We start from the raw sequence: 17,617 nt of genomic DNA, 5'->3' as shown, positions 1-17,617 counted from the left end.
CTCCGCGCGCCGCCTCCACGCCAAATGCAAAGATCTATACCCAAGCCCCGTTCGGCACGCTTGACTTAAAAGCCCTCATATGAGGGTGGGCAAAGGCGCTACGCGCCGTGCCCACCATCTCGTCGAGATCAATCCCGAAGACGTGGGCACGCTTCCGCCTTCGCTCTTCGAGCTACGGCGGACAAGTCGCTTTGCCCACCCTACGAGACCTTGCGTCGTCCCGACCAGTTGCCCTCGGTCAAGTCCGGCTGTGCCGCGCGGGCTTCGGCGGATGCGGCCGCGGCCCAGGGAAAATGCCCGTCGCGATCGGGGTACACGAGTTGGAGACATTCGAACGCGTCATTGCCGTAGAACCACCGGCTCCAGCCGAGGTAGTTCGGGTACTGCTGCAACGATACCGGCAGAAAGACCGCGTCGACGTTCTGAAAGATCGCATCGGTCGGCTCACCGATCGGCGGGCGCCGCCCTGCCTCGAGCTCGCGGTAGATCGTCCAGAACGTATCCTGCGCCGTCTGTTGCCGCATCGAGAACAGGATTACCTCCGGAAAGCCAAACTTCAGCCAGAAGCCGGTCGTGTAGACGAAGCCCGGTCCCTCGCTATCCGGCATGACGTGGGTGCCGAGCCAGCCGTGCGCGCGAATTTTTTCGACGAAGTTCTGCTCGTGTTGGTCTAGCCGATCAGGCGGAGCGTCCAGTGCCGTGAACATCGCTCGGGTATCCGATCCCAGGAGGGGCGAGGATACGATTACCAAACCGCTCGGAACGGGTAAATCGACCTGCTGGCTTGTAGCCCGGATGGAGCGAAGCGCAATCCGGGGCCTCACCCGCGGATGCATTCATCCCGGATTGCGCTTCGCTCCATCCGGGCTACGGGGCTTCATCCGCCGACAGAGCAAACTGAGCACCGGACGCAAAAGGCATCCGAGAAATGCGCCCAGCAAGCAAAGGGCCGCGATTTCGTTATCCCACCGGAATCCGGCATGGGCCACCGCGCGAACCACCAGGAAGTAGATTGCCAGGACAAGCCCGCCCGCGAACAAGACTCTTTCCCGAAATTTCTCGGTCAGCGAGCAAATGACACCACACACGAAACCGAGCGATTCGGGCCAGTGGAACGCCAGCCACTCGCCCATTGGAGACCACCCTACTCCGCAGCGATCTGCCGCGGCGCGGGCGGCGGGCTCGCGAGGTCCGCGGCGAGCTGGGCGTAGCGGGCCTTGGCGTCTGCCACTGCCTTCTCCTTCACCGGGCCGTAGCCGCGGATGCGGTCGGGCAGCGACAGCAATTCCACGGCGGTATCGACGGTGACCGGCGACAGCAGGCCGAGCACGGTGGCGACGTCCTTCTCGTAGCCCGTGATCAGATCGCGCTCGAGCTTGCGGTCGGCGCTGCCGCCGAAAATGTCGAGCGGGGTGCCGCGCAGGAATTTGAATTTTGCGAGCACACCGAACACCTTCAGCATCCACGGACCGAAGGCGCGCTTCTTCGGGCGTCCCAGCGCATCGACGCCACGGCTGAGGATCGGCGGGGCGAGGTTGAAGTTGAACTTGAAGTCACCCTCGAACTGGTCGCGGAGCTGTTTTTCGAAGGCGCCGTCGGTGAACAGGCGCGCGACCTCGTATTCGTCCTTGTAGGCCAGCAGCTTGGCGTAGTTCACCGCGACCGCACGCGTCAGCGCCTCGTCATAACCGCCCTGCTTCGCGGCGCCGCTGACCTGGTCGACCAGCTTGCGATAACGCTTTGCAAGACGGCCGTTTTGGTAGGCGGTGAGATGCTTGGCGCGATGCTCGATGACTTCATCGAGCGTCATGGCGTCCAACGTCTTGGGCGCAACCACCTCGTCCGTGCCCTTCAGCATGTCGGCAAGGCGCTGGGGATCAGCGACCGCGAGGCGGCCGAGGCGGAAGGCTTCCTTGTTCATCTTGATCGCGACGCCGTTGACCTCGATCGCCTGCTCGATCGACTCCGCTGACAGCGGGAACAGCCCCTTCTGATAGGCGTAGCCCATCATCATCATGTTGGTGGCGATGCTGTCGCCGAGCAGCTGCTCGGCCGGCTTGGTGAAATCGAAGAACACGGAGTCCTTGTGCAGCGCCGTCTCCAGCAAGCCGTTCAGCTTGCGGGTCTGAAAATTGAAGTCGCGGTTGAGGACGAAGTCGGCGGTGGGGATGACGTGGCTGTTGATGATGCCGTGGGTGCGGCTGGTGTCGCAGAGCGAGATCGTGTCCTTGGCAACGGCAACCACTTCATCGGCGGCAAGCACGAGATCGGCCGTGCCGGTGACGATGCGCGAACAGGTGACGTCGGCCGTGTGCTCGGAAAGCCGAACGTGGCTCAGCACAGCGCCGCCCTTTTGCGCGAGACCGGACATGTCGAGGATCATGCTGGCCTTGCCCTCGATATGGGCGGCCATGCCGAGCAGCGCGCCGATCGTCAGCACGCCGGTGCCGCCAACCCCGCCGACCGCGACGTTGTAGGGCCGCTCCAGCGTCGGCCGCGACGCCGGCTCCGGCAGATCGCCGATATCACCGACGCCCGCCGGCGCGCGCTTGCGCATCTTGCCGCCGTCGACGGTGACGAAGGACGGGCAGAAGCCCTTCACGCAGGAATAGTCCTTGTTGCAGGTCGACTGGTTGATGGCGCGCTTGCGCCCCATCTCCGTCTCCAGCGGCTCGACCGAAATGCAGTTCGATTGCACCGAGCAATCGCCGCAGCCTTCGCACACAGCGGGGTTGATGAGCACACGGCGCGCGGGATCCTCCAGCGTGCCGCGCTTGCGGCGGCGGCGTTTTTCGGCGGCACAGGTCTGCACGAACACGATCGCGGACGCGCCCTTAACCTTGCGCAGCGTTTTCTGGACCGTGTCGAGGTCGTCGCGATGCGCGGTCTTGACGCCGGGCGCGATCTCGCTCGCCGGATAGGCGTCGGGATTTTCGGAGACCAGATAGATCTCGCGGATGCCTTCGCTGTGGAGCTGGAAGGTGATCTGCTGCGGCGACAATTCGCCGTCGACATGCTGGCCGCCGGTCATCGCGGTCGCGTCGTTATAGAGGATCTTGTAGGTGATGTTGGCGCCGGAGGCGACCGCCTGGCGGATCGCAAGGCTGCCGGAGTGGAAATACGTGCCGTCGCCGAGATTGGCGAACACGTGCTCTTCCTTGGTAAAGGGGGCGACGCCGACCCACGGCACGCCCTCGCCGCCCATATGCGTAAAGGTCTCGGTGGAGCGATCCATCCACAGCGCCATAAAGTGGCAGCCGATGCCGGCAAAGGCGCGGCTGCCTTCGGGCACTTTGGTCGAGGTGTTGTGCGGGCAGCCGGAGCAGAAATACGGGGTGCGGGAGACAGGCGCGGTCGCCTGCATTTGCGAGGCCTGCCGGCCGTTGAACCAGTCGGCCTTGGCGCGCAGCATGGCTGCAATTTCGGGATTGAGATCAAGTCGAAGCAGGCGCTCGGTGAGCGAGCTGGCCAGCGAGGCGACGCTGAGTTCCTCGGCAAAGGGGAGGAAGCGCTTGTCGTGATCGTCCATCTTGCCGACGATGCGGGGACGGACATCGTCGCGCCAGTTGAACAGCTCCTGCTTGACCTGATTCTCGACGATCTCGCGGCGCTCTTCGATGATGAAGATTTCCTCAAGGCCTACAGCGAATTGTCGCACGCCTTCCGGCTCCAGCGGCCATGGCATGCCGATCTTGTACAATCGAAGTCCGATCTTGGCGGCGACCTCGGGTGTGATACCGAGCTCGCGCAGCGCCTGCCTTATATCCTCGTAGCTCTTGCCGGACGCCATGATGCCGTAGCGGGCGTTCGGCGAATCCATGGTGATGCGATTGACCTTGTTGGCGCGCGCGAAGGCGATCGCGGCAAAGCCCTTGTAGTCCTGCAGACGGCGGTCCTGGGCAAAGCGGTCGTCGGGCCAGCGCAGATTGAGGCCCCCCTCGGGCATCTCGAAATCGGCGGGGATCACGAACGGCGTCATCTCGTCGGTGAGGTCGATCTCGGCGGTGGTCTCCACCGTCTCGGTGATCACCTTCATGCCGACCCAGCAGCCCGAATAGCGCGACATTGCGATGCCGAGCAGGCCCATCTCGATCATCTCGTGGATGCTCGAGGGATAGAGATAGGGCATCAGCGCCGACATGAAGGCGTGGTCGGACTGATGCGGGACGGTGGAGGATTTCGCGCCGTGGTCGTCGCCGGCCAGACACAAGACGCCGCCGTTTTTGGCGGAGCCGGCGGCATTGCCGTGGCGGAACACGTCGCCGCAGCGGTCGACGCCGGGGCCCTTGCCGTACCAGATGCCGACCACACCGTCATATTTGGCGCCGGGCGAGAGGTTGAGCTGCTGCGAGCCCCAGACGGCGGTTGCCGCCAGATCCTCGTTCACGCCGGGCTGGAACTTGATGTTGTACTGCTCGAGATGTTTTCGCGCCGCGAACAGCTGCTGGTCGTAGCCGCCGAGCGGCGAGCCGCGATAGCCGGAGATGAAGCCCGCGGTGTTCAGCCCCGCGGCGCGGTCGCGGCGAATCTGGGCCATGGGCAGACGGACCAGCGCCTGGATGCCCGTCGTGAAGATGTGGCCGGTGTCCTGGGTGTATTTTTGATCGAGACTGATCGGACCCTGGTTGATGCCCATTATGTCCTCTTCCGCCCTTTTTGAGCGTTTGGCTGCTTAAGCCGTTGCCTGCCCGTTGTTTTTAGCTAGGGCGCGCCGACCATCCCCGCCACTCTATGTCGGATATTTAACGCGGCGCATCACAAATCTGGACCAAAGCGAGCGCCGGGTAAAAATCGCAATTTCGTGGCTGCAAAGGCATCACGCATTTTCAATTTGTGTCACCATACCCCCGCCGTCGCGAAATGAATCGACGCCCCTATCATGCGGGACGGGGAGATTGGTCGCAGGAGACCTTCGGATGCGGACGATTCTGGCTGGTCTCGCGTTGTGCAGTGCCGTTGCGAGCACGGCCCTCGCCGCCGAGCCCTCGCCGGAGCTGATCGCCTACGGCAAGACGCTGGTCGAGGCCGGCGATTGTGCGGGTTGCCACACCGCCGATCCGGCAAAGCCGTTCGCGGGCGGCAAGCGCATCGACACGCCCTTTGGCGCGATCTATGCGCCGAACCTAACGCCGGATAGCGACACCGGGATCGGCGCCTGGACGGACGCCGATTTCACCCGTGCAGTGCGCACTGGCATTGCGCCTGACGGCTCGAACTATTACCCGGCCTTCCCCTACCCCTACTTCACGAAGATGACGAAGGACGACACGCTGGCGATCCGGGCCTATCTCGGCACGCTCGCACCCGTCGTGAGCCGCAACAAGCCGCCGGAGCTGCGCTGGCCGCTCAATTATCGCAGCCTGATGCGGGTCTGGAACGCGATGTTCTTCAAGCCCGGCCTGTTCGAGCCGGACCAGAGCCAGAGCGCGGCGTGGAACAGAGGCGGCTATCTCGTCACCGGGCTCGGCCATTGCGGCGCCTGCCACACGCCGAAGAACTATTTTGGCGCGGACAAGACCGCGCAGGCGCTGTCAGGCAGCGAGGTCGGCGGCTGGTACGCACCACGGCTCGACGGCGCCGCGCGCACAGGGCTGAAATCTTGGAGCGTCGAGGACATCACCGAATATCTGCAAAGCGGCCGCAACGCCAAAAGCCATGCCGGCGGGCTGATGGCGGAGGTGGTCGTCAACTCGACGGCGAAGATGAGCGATGCCGATTTGCGCGCGATCGCGGTCTATTTGAAGAGCCTGCCGCCGTCGCGGCGCGAGACCATCGTCACGCCGCCTGACGAGGCCGAAATGAAGGCCGGCGAGGCCGTCTACGCAAAACTCTGCATCGCCTGCCATGAGGCCGATGGCTCAGGCGCCCCGCGCATCTATCCACCGCTGCCCGGCAACGCGCTGCTGCAATCGGTCAATCCGTCCTCGACCTTGCGCATCATCCTCGACGGCGCCCACACCGTAACGACGCCGCGCGCGCCCAACACCGGCGAGATGCCTAATTATGCCAAGCAATTGTCCGACGACGACATCGCGGCGGTGACGAACTACATCCGCAATTCCTGGGGCAATGCGGGGCCGCTGGTGACGCCGGCGCAAGTCGCGAAGGCGCGGAAGGGAGATTGACCTCTCTCCGTCGTGGACAGAGCTGTGAGAAAAAGCAGCTACCTCTCCTCATCCTCCGTAAACACGAATTTCGGCATCTCCCATTTGTAGCGCACCGCGAGCAGACGCAGGGTGATGCCGAGAATAAACGTCAAAATGGTCCAGAGCTCGGCATTGAGATTCAGGCCGAACGCGGTGGCATAGAACAGCCCCGTCACCACCGAGACGCTCGCATAGAGCTCCGAGCGGAACAGCAGCGGCACGTCGTTGCAGAGCACATCGCGCAACACGCCGCCGGCACAGCCCGTCACCATGCCGGAGACGATGACGATCGGCAGCGTGGCGTCCATCTGCCAGGCCACGTCACAGCCGGTCATGGTGAAAACGACGAGGCCGATGGCATCGAGCACGATGAAGGCGAGCTTGAGCCGGTGCACGAGGCGCGCCATCAGAATGGTGAGGAAAGCTGCGCCGCCGGCCAGCGCGAGATAGATCGGGTTTTGCACCCACGCCAGGGGATAGTGTCCGAGCAAGAGATCGCGCAGCGTGCCGCCGCCGAGCGCGGTGATGCAGCCGAGAAAGCAGACGCCAAGCCAATCCATGCTGCGCCGGCCAGCGGCGAGCGCGGCGCTCATGCCTTGCGCGGCGATGGCGATCAGCGACAGGAAATGCAGCACGCTATCGCTCGGCGGCAGGCTCCACATTGTCTTGTTCCTGTGCTCCCTGATGGAACCTAGGCGCCGAGTTCCCAAATGAACAGGTTCCCGATTCCCGGCGCGGGGGCAACATGCGACGAAAGCATAACGCACGCGGAACATAATCTCGCAGCTACGGGTTGTCCCCGCTCAATAAACGAGGAGACCCAAGATGGCTGACGAGCGTTTTCCCAACGATCCGTATCGCCCGAACCTCACCGACGACGAGTATCTGCGCATGGCGCGTCGCCAGGACGCGAACCTCCAGGCCGATCCCGAGCTCGGCGAAGGTCCCGCGTCCAGCGGCAAGGTCGCTTTGTTCGCCGTAGCTGTCGCCCTGGTGCTGGGCGCCGTGTTCTACGGCCTGAACAATTCCAGCACGGGCAACCAGGCGAGCAACGCGCCGGCAACGCAGACCGCCCAGCAGGCGCCAGTGACCAATCCGGCCGCACCTCCCGGCATGCGTGACGTGACGCCGCGCGCCAACATCGAGCCGGGCGTAACCACGGGTGCTGCGCCGAGCAAGCCGGCCGCGCCTGATCCGGCGGCCCCGGCTGACGGCGCGAAGTAACAGTTTGCAATGACATGTGAGAGCGGCGGGACGAAAGTCCCGCCGCTCTTCGTTTTAGCTGAACATCTTGTTGAGCTCGCCGCCGGGATAGCCGCTGCCGAGCTCCGTAAACGTCCCCTTCTCCGCCATCTCTTTCGCCGCGCGCATAAAACCGCCCCAGGCGGCACGGGCGAGCGAGCCGCCGACGCTGATGCGGCGCACGCCGAGATCTTCGGCCTCCTGCCGTGACAGGCCGGACGCACCAATCAGCAGGTTGAACGGTTTTGGACTCACCGCCTTCACCACTGCCGCGATGTCCTCGCGGGTCTTCAGGCCCGGCGCATAGAGGCAGTCGGCGCCGGCATCGGCGTAAGCGGTGAGCCGGTCAATGACGAACTTGAGATCGGTCACGCCCCACAAATACGCCTCGCAGCGACCAACCAGCATCGTGTTGCTGTCGCCGATCGCCTTGCGCGAAGCCTTGATGCGCTCGACCGCAAGCGCACGCTCGTAGATCGGCCTGTCCTTGTCGCCGGTGGAATCCTCGATCGACAGGCCCGCGACGCCGGTGCGCACGCAGCGCTCGACATTGTCGGCGACCTTGTCCGGCTCGACCGCAAAGCCGCCCTCGAAATCCGCATTCACGGGGATGTCGACGGACGAGCTCAATGCTGCCAGATGCTGACAGATATCCTCGACGCTGACGTGGTTGTCGGCCTTGCCGATAGTCCAGGCAAAGCCTGCGCTGGATGAGGCCAGCGCCTTGAAGCCGAGATGCTGCAACGCCTTGGCGCTGCCGATATCGACCGGATTGGGCAGAATGAAGCAGCCGCTCTCGTGCATCTTCTTGAACGCCGCGCGCTTGTCAGCGGTTGTCACATGCATGTTTCTCTCCCTTGTTGGCCGCGCGAACATAGGCACGCGCATTCGAGCGCGCTAGTGCGCGTCGTGCACCGCGCGACTGTCCTTCGGCGCCTGCTCGCGATCATTCATGCTGTAGTCCCTGACGACGCTGGCGATGCGTAAGTGATAATCGGCAAAGATTTTTGCCCTGCCCTTGGCCTGGGTGCGGCGATGCTCCATCGTGTTGCGCCAGGCTTGGACTGCGGCCTCGTCCCGCCAGAACGACACAGACAGGATCTTGCCTTTGTCGGACAGGCTCTCGAAACGCTCGACCGAGATGAAGCCGTCGATGGTTTGGAGGATCGGCTTCAGATCGGCCGCGAGATCGAAATAGTCCTGGCGATGTTCCGGCTTGGGCCAGACTTCGAAAATCACGGCAATCATGGGCGTCTCCTCATCGTTGGTGGCCTACAATACCACCTTGCGCAAAAACGTGCGCTCTTCCGCGAGGATGAATTTGTTCTCCTCGGCAAAGTGAAAATTGGCCATGCCTTCCGCATCCTGCCGCAGCCGGGCGCGGTAGGACTCGTAGGCAGCGAGGCTCTCGAAGGTGATCAGCGCGAAGGCGATGTTGTTGGTGCCTTCGTGCGGCATGAAATAACCGATCAGGTCGCCGCCGCATTTCGGGATAATGGTGAGCCAGCGCTTCGAATATTCCTCGAACTGCGCGCGCTTGAACGGATCGAGCTGGTAGCGGATGAAGACGGTGACGGACATGTGGAGCTCCTGTGTTTTCACCGTCATTGCGAAGCGTGAGCGACACCGCCGCCGCTGAAGCAACTGGATTGCTTCGCTTCGCTCGCAATGACGACGTGGTGAGAGACTACGCCCTTGCCCCACAACAATGCTTCGGCTACCATCGAAGCATGAAATCCGGTCCTGACATCGCCATGATCGCCGCGCTGGTCGGCGATCCCGCCCGCGCCAACATGCTCACGGCGCTGATGAACGGCCGCGCGCTCACCGCAAGCGAGCTGGCGCAGGAGGCCGGCATCACGCCGCAGACCGCGAGCTCGCATCTCTCCAAGCTCGAGGCCGGCGGGCTGATTGAACCGGAGAAGCAAGGCCGCCACCGTTACTACCGCCTCACCGACGACGACGTCGCCGGCGTGCTCGAAGGTCTTGCGGGCCTCGCCGCGCGCACCGGCCATATGCGCGTGCGCACGGGGCCAAAGGATCCGGCGCTGCGGCGCGCGCGGATCTGCTACGATCATCTCGCCGGCGATCTCGGCGTGCAGATGCTCGACACCATGCGCGAGCGCAACCTGGTCAGGCAGAAGAAGCAGGAGATCGAGCTGACGGCCGAGGGCGAGCGTTTCCTCGCAAAACATTTGCAGATCTCGGCCGAGATGCTGGCCCACCCCCGCCGCCCGGTTTGCAAGGCCTGCCTCGACTGGAGCGAGCGGCGCCATCACCTCGCCGGCACCCTGGGCGCCGCGATGATGCAGCGCTTCAATGAGCTGAAATGGGCCGCGCGCGACGCCACACCCGGCAGCCGTGTGGTGAACTTTACACGCACCGGCGAGAAGCAGTTTGCGGCGCTGTTCGGGAATGACGACCGATAGGCCGCGCACACGGCCGGCGTTTATCCATCAAATAATCCCCTTTTAGTTGTATAAAGGTGTTGCCTTTGCTAGCCTTCCTTCCATTTCAAAGGAGGTAGATATGGCAAATCGTGCATTGCTGATTGGTATCAACGCCTATCCGGGACAGCCGCTGCGTGGCTGCGTCAACGACATCAAGGATATGGCAAATTTTCTCGTGACGTCCTGCAATTTCGCGGAAGACGACATTCGACTCCTTGTCGATGCACGCGCAACAACGGACGGAATTTACGAGCGGCTGGGCTGGCTGCTGACCGGCCTCAGCGAGGGAGACCGCGTGCTGCTTCACTATAGCGGACACGGCACGATCTTCTCACGACGAAACTCGCAAGGACAGGTGATCGACAAACAGGACTCGATTTGCCCGGTCGATTTCGACTGGTCGCGCGAGCGCGCGATCCTGGCAAGCGACCTTCAGAAAGCCTTCGCGACGATCCCCACGGGCGTGGAGTTCGTTTTCGTTTCGGACTCCTGCAATTCGGGCGATCTGTCGAGGGGCATGCGTCCCTTCGCGGTGAAATTCCTGGTGCCGCCGGCCGATATGGCCTGGCGCGTCGAAACCGCCGACAAGAAGAGGCTGCCACTCAAGACCTTGAGGTCGGCAGTTCACGACAATTGCGCCTTCTTGTCAGGATGCCGTTCCGATCAGGAATCCGCGGACGCCACCTTCGCCAATCGTCCCAACGGGGCTCTCACCTATTTCCTGCTGGAGACGCTCAAGTCGGAGACCTTTTTCAGGCAGCCGCTGGCCAAGGTCATTCCGCGCGTTGTCTCGCGGCTCAAGGACAATCACTATCCGCAAGTGCCGCAATTGCATGGGCCGGATCAGCTGATCGCCCTACCGTTCCTCGGCAGCAAATCCGCACCGGCGGCGGCGGCCGGGCCCAAGCTTCCCAAGAAGAAGCAAGCCAAGAAGGCCAAGACGAAGAAATAGCAGGCGCCCTGAAATCGCTGCGGCCGACGCGCGCAGTGGAACGGCAACGAGCCGTTCCACTGATGCGTGACAGCACACAATAGCGTGTAAACGACGATGGTCGTGATGGCCAGGCTTGACCCGGCCATCCACGCCGTTATGCGCAAAGTCATTCCGGGATGTCCAAAGGACCAGACCCGGAATGACAGTGCAACAGATTAGAGCCCTCTATGAACCGCATCTTCCCGGCTGCCCTCGCCGTCGCCCTGCTCGCTTCCCCGCTCACCTCTGCCCGCGCCGCCGACACCACCCCGCGCGAGCCGTATGGCATCGCGCTCGAAGGCTTTGCCTATCCCTACCCCGTGCACCTCCTGCCCGTCGTCAATGACGGCGAGCAGCTCAGCATGGCCTATATGGACGTCGCGCCCGCGCAGCCGAACGGCCGCACCGTGGTGCTGCTGCACGGGCGTAATTTCCCGTCGAGCTATTGGGCGCCCGTGATCAAGATGCTGAGCGAGGCGGGTTACCGCGTCGTGGTGCCGGACCAGATCGGCTTCGGCAAATCCTCCAAACCGAATGGCGAATTGCATTTCGACAATCTGGCGCGCAACACCATCGCGCTGCTCGACCACCTCAAGATCGACAAGGCCGAAATTGTCGCCCATTCGCTCGGCGGCATGCTGGGCGTGCGCATCGCCCGTGCCTATCCGGATCGCGTCGCGCACCTTGTTCTGACGGCCCCAATCGGGCTCGAAGACTACCGCCTCTACGTACCGCCGACGCCGACCGAGACAATCATCTCGAGCGAGGACAAGCTCACGGCCGAAGGCTATCGCAAGCAACTCCAGACCAATTACGCGATCAAGCTGCCGCAGGACCAGATCACGCCGTATGTCGACACCCGCTTCAACATCAAGAACAGCCCGGATTATCCACGTTGGCTACGCGCTTACGTCAGCTCGGGCCAGATGATCTATCGCGAGCCGGTGGCGCACGAGGTCGCGCTGATCACCGAGCCGACGCTGTTCATCATGGGCGCCGACGACCACAACGCGCCGGGCCGGCCGCTTGCGCCGGAAGCGCTGCGCGCGAAAATGGGGCAGAACGCCGAGCTGGCAAAAGCGCTTGCCGCGAAGATGCCGAATGCGCGGGCCGAAGTGATCCCGAACACCGGCCATCTCGTCTTCCTGGAAGCGCCGGAGAAGTACAAGGAGCTCTTGCTGGGCTTCCTCGGCCGCTAGCGCCATTGCTGTCGCGCGAAGCCGCATGCGGATAATGTTCATGCCGCATTCAGGTCATGATTGGCAGATTTGGATCGCGACGTGTCGATATGGTGCAAAATTTAACATGTCGAATCGTGTCTTTTGATTCATTGTGCGCCGCAAGCGCCCTGCTCCTCAAGAACTTGCCCCAAGAACTTGCCCCTAAGGACGAGAAGGAAGATCTAATGAAATATCTGTTCGCCGCCGTCATGCTCGCCAGCGCGGCCGTCGGTTTCAGCGAGTCCGCCAGCGCCATGCAGGGTTGCGGCCCCGGCTGGGCCCGCGGCCCCTATGGTGGCTGCCGTCCGATGGCCCGTGGTCCGGTTGTCGTGGTCGAACCGGCACCGGTCGTGGTCGTGCGCCCCCGCGGGTGCCCCTATGGCTTCCGCTGGTACGCCGGCCGCTGCCGCCCGTTCTGATCTCGTCTGTTTGCATTGCGAAGTGGCCGCGTAGCGAAAGCTGCGCGGCCATTTTCTTTTTGGCCCCTGAGGTCTCGGCGGAGAATCAAAACGGGGACCGCAATTGCGATCCCCGTTCAAAACCTGGCTTGCGTGGAGCTTACCAGTGGCGGCGATGCCAGCGCCGGCGGCGCCAACCCCAATGGCGGCGATGCCAGTGGCCGCCGCCGTGGTGCCAGTGCACCTGCTCGGGCTTCAACTGCGCCGCTTCCTCACTGGTGGTGACCGCAGGATGAGCGTCCGGATTGCCTTCCGGCATGCGGGCGGGACCGCCGACCGGCTGCGGCGCCAGCGGCGCGGCCTGCGCGGCGGCGGTGAACGCGGCGGCTCCCGCGGCGGCCCCGAATGCGAGCTTCAGAAAATTGCGGCGTTCCATGACATCTTCCTCTCAGGCGAGCGTTGCATGATGCGGAACAAGTGTCGGGCGCGCGACATGAACTGCGGCTGAATCGCGCGTTCAGATTCATTGCAAAGATGACAGGATGCGTCCCTGCGTCCCAAACGCCTCGGTCACGGTGGCGCGGACGACGAAGTAGGCAGCGGGCATGTGTTTGCTCCTGTTGTTTGGCCGCAGCATAGACGGTTATGATGGCGGCAACAAAAAGCCGGCGCGATGGACAATGCCCTCGCGCCGATAAGAGAGGGAATGGCGCCATGCGCAGGATCATCACCGGCCTCATTGCGATTGCCTGCCTGTGGCCGGCCGCCTCGCCGGCCGAAATCATCCGCTTCGACATTCTGGAGCGCGTGCCCGCCTTCGCCGGGCGCAGCTTCGGCAATGTCGGCACCTATGAGCGCATCACCGCCCGCGCGACGTTTGCGCTGAACCCGGCCGACGACCGCAATGCCGTGATTACCGATCTCGCGGTCGCGCCACGCAATGCCAATGGCAAGGTGGAGGCCACCGCCGACGTCGTGATCCTCAGGCCCAGCGATCCCACGCACGGCAACGGCACGCTGCTGCTGGAGGTGCCCAATCGCGGCAGAAAACTCGCGCCGCAATTGTTCGACGATTCAGCCCAGCCCGGCGCCAACAATGCCGACAAGGCGGAAGATGCCGGCATCGGCTTCCTGCACCGCCAGGGCTTTACGATGGTCTGGGTCGGCTGGCAGGGCGACATCCCCTCCAAGCCGGGACAACTCGCGCTAACGGCGCCGGTGATCAAGAACATCGCTGGGCCAGCGCGCGAAGAATTCGTATTCGACAACACGACCAATCCCGCGCGCGCAACGCTGACCTGGCCGGCGGCCGAGGCCGCCAATCTCAATGTCACCGTGCGCGCCGCCTGGGCCGACGCGCGACAAGCGCCGTCAGGCCTCTCCGCAAAGCTCGTCGATCCCACCACGGCGGAGATCACCCGCCCCGAAAACTTTGACGCCGGCGCGCTCTACGAGATCACCTACACCGCGCGCGATCCTGTGCCGCTCGGCATGGGCTATGCCGCCGTGCGCGATGTCGTCAGCTTCCTTCGCCACGACGAGACGCAGGCGAACCCGCTGCTCAACGGCCTGCATCCGTCCGTCAGCCGTGCCATCGGCTTCGGCGTCTCGCAATCCGGCCGCTTCCTGCGCGACTTTCTCTATCTCGGCTTCAACGAGGACCTCCAGGGACGCTCGGTGTTCGACGGCCTGATGCCGCATGTCGCGGGCACGCGGCGCATGGCGACCAATGTCCGCTTCGGCCAGCCCGGCCGCAACCCGCGCCATCCGCAGGATCCGGCGTGGCAGGCCGACCTCTTCCCCTTCACCTATGCGAGCCTCAGCGATCCCTACTCCGGCAAGACCGATGGTATCCTGCGGCGCTGTTCGCTCTCGGTCACCTGTCCAAAAGTGATGCAAACCGACAGTGAGCACGAATGGTGGGCCTCGCACGCCTCGCTGCTGGTCACTGATCTCTCGGGCAACCATCTCGATCTCCCCGACAACGTCCGCGCCTACATGATCTCAGGCACGCCGCATTTCGCCGAAGCCGCCGACATCATGCGCAAGGGCGTGCCCGCGATGTCGCTGCCGCAAAACCCTGTTCATGCGGGCATGCCGATGCGTGCGCTGCTCACCGACCTCAACGCCTGGATCAGCGACGGCACAAAACCGCCTGCAAGCCGCGTCCCCATGCGCGCCCACGGCACGCTTGTGCCGGCGCAAGGCGCGGTGCCGACGGATATCCCCGGCCTGCCCTATGCCGGCATCCATACGCTCGCCGCCTTCTCCGACCAGAGCGTGCTGCCGCCGAAGGAAATCGGCCGCTACCCCGTGTTCGTGCCGAAGGCGGATGATGATGGCATGGCGATCGCGGGCATCCGCCAACTCGCGCTCGCCGTGCCGCGCGCAACCTACACCGCATGGAATCCGCGCGCGCAGGGATTTGGCCCGACGGCGCTCTATCCATTGCAAGGCGCAATGGTACCATTCGCGCCGACGGAGGCCGCGCGCAAGGAAGTGCACGATCCCAGGCCGTCGAACGCGGAGCGATATGCGGATGACGGGGCGTATGTGGCTGCGGTGAAGCGCGAGGCGGCGCGGCAGGTAGCGGAGCGATTGCTGCTGCCGGACGATGCGGAGCGCGCGGTGGAATCGGCGAAGCAAGGCAAGCTGGCGAAGCTTGGGCAGTGATGGTGCCGCGCGCGCCAGCCGGCGTATCACATCAGCTTGATCGGCGCATCGCCTTGCGGTTCCCGCTCACGCGGCGTAGCCTTCTACCATAGGTAGCTCATTCGAAAGCGATCTGTGGGGTTCGGCCTAGCGGGAGAGAGCGATGGTGGACCAGGTTTCGTGGCACCTTTCCGGCGACTATTTCGAAAATTGCAGTTGCAGCATCGTGTGTCCGTGCCTCGTGTCGGCGGCTGCCCCGCTGACGGCGCGACCGACCGAGGGCTTCTGCAACGTGCCGCTGATCTTCCACGTCGAGAGCGGCCGCTACGGCGACATAGCGCTTGATGGACTGAACGTCCTGGTCATTCTCCACGCGCCGGGCGTCATGGCCGACGGAGACTGGTCGCAGGCCACTTATGTCGATCAGCGCGCGGACGATCCGCAGACCGAGGCGCTGGCTGCGATCTTCGGCGGCACGGCCGGTGGTCCCATGGCTGCGTTCACGCCGCTGATCAGCAAGAACCTGGGGGTGAGCAAGGTCCCGATCACATTCCGGATCGACGGCAAGACGCGATCCGCGGAAATCCCTGACATTCTGCACATGTCCGTCGATCCGTTGCCGACCATGCATCCGAGCGGGGAAATGTGGGCGAACATCGGCCATCCCGTGAGCCCCGACAGAATGGTGATGGCGGTCGGCGCCCCCGGCAATATTTTCAGCGATCATGGCATGCGCTGGGACAATTCGGGCAAGAACGGCCTCTATGCGCCGATCGAGTGGTCCAACCAGGCTTGAAGCCGCGCCTGACGTGACGGCTTGCGAGAAGGCCGGCAACACGCTTCGCAAATGACTGACAGCGCCCTCGAAACCGTGCTGCGGCGCGACCGCTGGATTGTCGGCGGCGCGATCGGAATCATCGTCGCGCTGGCATGGGGCTATGTGCTCTGGCTCGCCAACGACATGGACATGGGCGGCATGGACATGACCGGATTCCGCATGATTCCGGCGGGGATCGGAATCATGCTGCCGGCCGACGAGCCGTGGCGAGCGATCGAGTTCGCCTACGTGTTCCTGATGTGGGCGGTGATGATGGTCGGGATGATGGCGCCGTCGGCCGCGCCCATGATCCTCATGTACGCCCGCGTGGTTCGACAGGCGAAGGTGCAAGACAGGCCATTCGCGGCGACAGGCTGGTTTGCGGCCGGTTACGTCCTCGCCTGGACCGGCTTTTCGCTGGCAGCGACCTTTCTGCAATGGCTGGTCGAGCGGGCAACCCTGCTGGATTCCCGGATGACGCTCGCCAGCAACCTGCTCGGCGCATTCGTGCTGATCGCGGCCGGCATCTATCAATGGACGCCGCTCAAGGACGTCTGTCTCGTCCAATGCCAGTCGCCGCTTCTGTTCCTGATGCGCCATGGCGGCTTTCGCGACCATCCGCGTGGCTGCCTTCTGCTGGGGCTTCGGCACGGAGGCTATTGTGTCGGCTGCTGCTGGCTCCTGATGACGCTTTTGTTCATAGGCGGCGTGATGAACGTGTTGTGGATTGCGCTTTTGGCGCTGCTCGTCCTGTTGGAGAAGCTGACGCCGGTCGGACGTTGGATCGCGCGCGCTGCCGGCATTGCATCTGCGCTTGCAGGCGCGGCGCTGCTGGTGTCGTCGATGCGGTGATGAGTTTGGTGCTGGGCGGATTGGCTGATCTACCGATCGACCCAACAATTTCTGCAAAACATTCCGTCCCTTTGTCGGAACGCGCGCCCTCCATCCGTCCTATGTCCAGACAGCACGGAGACACCGCATGCCCGACCTCACCCTGACCACCTTCGACTGGGTTCCCCCGCCCCCGCGCGGCTTCGTGCGGGACCTTCGCGTGCGCTGGGCGCTGGAAGAAGCTGCCCTGCCCTATCGCGTCGCGAGAGTGTCCGGCGACAAGGGCCCCGCGCATCTCGCGCACCAGCCGTTCGGCCAGGTGCCGTGGCTGACCGATGGCGATCTCTCGATTTTCGAGAGCGGCGCAATCCTGCTGCATCTGGGTGAGCTCAGCGCGAAGCTGATGCCATCAGATCCGCGCGGCCGTAACGAGGCGACGGAGTGGGTGTTCGCCGCACTCAATTCCGTCGAGATGGCGAGCCTGCCGTGGGGAATGTCGAAGTTCATGGGCCATCCGACCGACACGGCGGCGTGGAAATTCGTCGACGATTTCCTCAAGCTTCGCCTCAAGCATCTCGAGCCGGTGTTGGCGAAGCGCGAATGGCTGGCGGGATCTTTCTCGGTCGCCGACATTCTCATGTCGGACGTGCTGCGCGTCGTCGATTGTTTCGACGGGCTGGCGGTCAGTCCAGCTTGCCGCGCCTACGTCGCGCGCGCCACGGGCCGCCCGGCGTTCGCAAAAGCCCACGCCGACCAGATGGCGCATTTCGCTGCGGCGGATGCGACACGCGCCGGAGCGTGACGAACCGCACATAACTCACCCGGTGATAGTCATAGGGTCACAGTCGGAAGCAGTGTCCTTCAAATGATTTCAGCGGAAGGTGACAC

The 17,617-nt window shown here is 63.7% G+C and carries 18 protein-coding genes; 10 read left to right on the top strand and 8 right to left on the bottom strand.

The genetic code is table 11. From position 1 onward, the window contains the following. Positions 1-200 precede the first annotated feature (200 nt). From BMW89_RS35320 to BMW89_RS35310, 3 genes are all read right to left on the bottom strand, one after another. Complete coding sequence (locus tag BMW89_RS35320; protein ID WP_092034945.1) at positions 201-707, bottom strand: DUF4262 domain-containing protein; 507 nt, start codon at positions 705-707, stop codon at positions 201-203. Positions 708-836: 129 nt separating this feature from the next. Further along, entirely contained in the window at positions 837-1,133 is a 297-nt protein-coding gene (locus BMW89_RS35315; RefSeq protein WP_092034944.1) for a hypothetical protein, read from the bottom strand. Positions 1,134-1,144: 11 nt separating this feature from the next. After that, on the bottom strand, positions 1,145-4,636 hold the full coding sequence (locus BMW89_RS35310) for an indolepyruvate ferredoxin oxidoreductase family protein (RefSeq protein ID WP_092034943.1): 3,492 nt from the start codon (positions 4,634-4,636) through the stop codon (positions 1,145-1,147). A 280-nt stretch (positions 4,637-4,916) separates the two neighbouring features. Here BMW89_RS35310 and BMW89_RS35305 point away from each other — a divergent pair, with 280 nt between their 5' ends. Then, a complete protein-coding gene (locus BMW89_RS35305; RefSeq protein WP_092034942.1) occupies positions 4,917-6,125 on the top strand; it encodes a cytochrome c in 1,209 nt (402 codons plus the stop codon). Between the two features lie 38 nt (positions 6,126-6,163). Here the strand turns inward: BMW89_RS35305 and BMW89_RS35300 are convergent, their stop codons facing one another. After that, positions 6,164-6,808, bottom strand: coding sequence for a trimeric intracellular cation channel family protein (locus tag BMW89_RS35300; protein WP_092034941.1), 645 nt, complete (start codon positions 6,806-6,808; stop codon positions 6,164-6,166). Positions 6,809-6,971: 163 nt separating this feature from the next. Here BMW89_RS35300 and BMW89_RS35295 point away from each other — a divergent pair, with 163 nt between their 5' ends. After that, positions 6,972-7,370 carry a hypothetical protein gene (locus tag BMW89_RS35295; protein ID WP_092034940.1) on the top strand — a complete coding sequence of 133 codons (399 nt, stop codon included), beginning with the start codon at positions 6,972-6,974 and terminating at the stop codon, positions 7,368-7,370. Positions 7,371-7,424: 54 nt separating this feature from the next. Here BMW89_RS35295 and BMW89_RS35290 read toward each other — a convergent pair whose 3' ends face one another. The 3 genes from BMW89_RS35290 to BMW89_RS35280 are packed head-to-tail and all read right to left on the bottom strand — an operon-like array spanning position 7,425 to position 8,969. Continuing rightward, positions 7,425-8,234: an isocitrate lyase/PEP mutase family protein gene (locus BMW89_RS35290; protein ID WP_092034939.1), complete on the bottom strand. Its 810-nt coding sequence runs from the start codon at positions 8,232-8,234 to the stop codon at positions 7,425-7,427. A 51-nt stretch (positions 8,235-8,285) separates the two neighbouring features. Continuing rightward, positions 8,286-8,636 (bottom strand): antibiotic biosynthesis monooxygenase family protein, encoded by a 351-nt coding sequence (locus tag BMW89_RS35285; RefSeq protein ID WP_092034938.1) that lies wholly within the window; start codon positions 8,634-8,636, stop codon positions 8,286-8,288. Positions 8,637-8,660: 24 nt separating this feature from the next. Further along, on the bottom strand, positions 8,661-8,969 hold the full coding sequence (locus BMW89_RS35280) for an NIPSNAP family protein (RefSeq protein ID WP_177196547.1): 309 nt from the start codon (positions 8,967-8,969) through the stop codon (positions 8,661-8,663). A 149-nt stretch (positions 8,970-9,118) separates the two neighbouring features. Between BMW89_RS35280 and BMW89_RS35275 the strand changes: the two genes are divergently transcribed. From BMW89_RS35275 to BMW89_RS35260, 4 genes are all read left to right on the top strand, one after another. Further along, positions 9,119-9,817, top strand: coding sequence for an ArsR family transcriptional regulator (locus BMW89_RS35275; RefSeq protein ID WP_177196546.1), 699 nt, complete (start codon positions 9,119-9,121; stop codon positions 9,815-9,817). A 100-nt stretch (positions 9,818-9,917) separates the two neighbouring features. After that, the gene (locus tag BMW89_RS35270) at positions 9,918-10,790 is read left to right on the top strand and encodes a caspase family protein (RefSeq protein ID WP_092034937.1); all 873 of its coding nucleotides are present in this window, start codon (positions 9,918-9,920) and stop codon (positions 10,788-10,790) included. A 209-nt stretch (positions 10,791-10,999) separates the two neighbouring features. After that, complete coding sequence (locus BMW89_RS35265) at positions 11,000-12,010, top strand: alpha/beta fold hydrolase (RefSeq protein ID WP_092034936.1); 1,011 nt, start codon at positions 11,000-11,002, stop codon at positions 12,008-12,010. 206 nt (positions 12,011-12,216) lie between these two features. After that, a complete protein-coding gene (locus BMW89_RS35260; protein ID WP_092034935.1) occupies positions 12,217-12,450 on the top strand; it encodes a GCG_CRPN prefix-to-repeats domain-containing protein in 234 nt (77 codons plus the stop codon). A 139-nt stretch (positions 12,451-12,589) separates the two neighbouring features. Here the strand turns inward: BMW89_RS35260 and BMW89_RS35255 are convergent, their stop codons facing one another. Beyond that, entirely contained in the window at positions 12,590-12,865 is a 276-nt protein-coding gene (locus BMW89_RS35255; RefSeq protein ID WP_092034934.1) for a twin-arginine translocation signal domain-containing protein, read from the bottom strand. A gap of 278 nt (positions 12,866-13,143) precedes the next feature. On the opposite strand from BMW89_RS35255, the gene BMW89_RS35250 reads away from it, so the two are divergent. From BMW89_RS35250 to BMW89_RS35235, 4 genes are all read left to right on the top strand, one after another. Then, on the top strand, positions 13,144-15,102 hold the full coding sequence (locus tag BMW89_RS35250) for an alpha/beta hydrolase domain-containing protein (RefSeq protein WP_092034933.1): 1,959 nt from the start codon (positions 13,144-13,146) through the stop codon (positions 15,100-15,102). 142 nt (positions 15,103-15,244) lie between these two features. Further along, positions 15,245-15,877: a DUF1326 domain-containing protein gene (locus BMW89_RS35245; RefSeq protein ID WP_092034932.1), complete on the top strand. Its 633-nt coding sequence runs from the start codon at positions 15,245-15,247 to the stop codon at positions 15,875-15,877. Between the two features lie 51 nt (positions 15,878-15,928). Continuing rightward, positions 15,929-16,750, top strand: a complete 822-nt coding sequence (locus BMW89_RS35240; protein ID WP_092034931.1) for a DUF2182 domain-containing protein — start codon at positions 15,929-15,931, stop codon at positions 16,748-16,750. A 127-nt stretch (positions 16,751-16,877) separates the two neighbouring features. Continuing rightward, positions 16,878-17,531, top strand: coding sequence for a glutathione S-transferase family protein (locus tag BMW89_RS35235; RefSeq protein WP_092034930.1), 654 nt, complete (start codon positions 16,878-16,880; stop codon positions 17,529-17,531). Positions 17,532-17,617 lie beyond the last annotated feature (86 nt).

Origin of the sequence: Bradyrhizobium sp. OK095 (assembly GCF_900109945.1) — a bacterium.
Taxonomy (GTDB): domain Bacteria; phylum Pseudomonadota; class Alphaproteobacteria; order Rhizobiales; family Xanthobacteraceae; genus Bradyrhizobium.
This window is presented reverse-complemented; position numbering and strand designations above follow the sequence as displayed.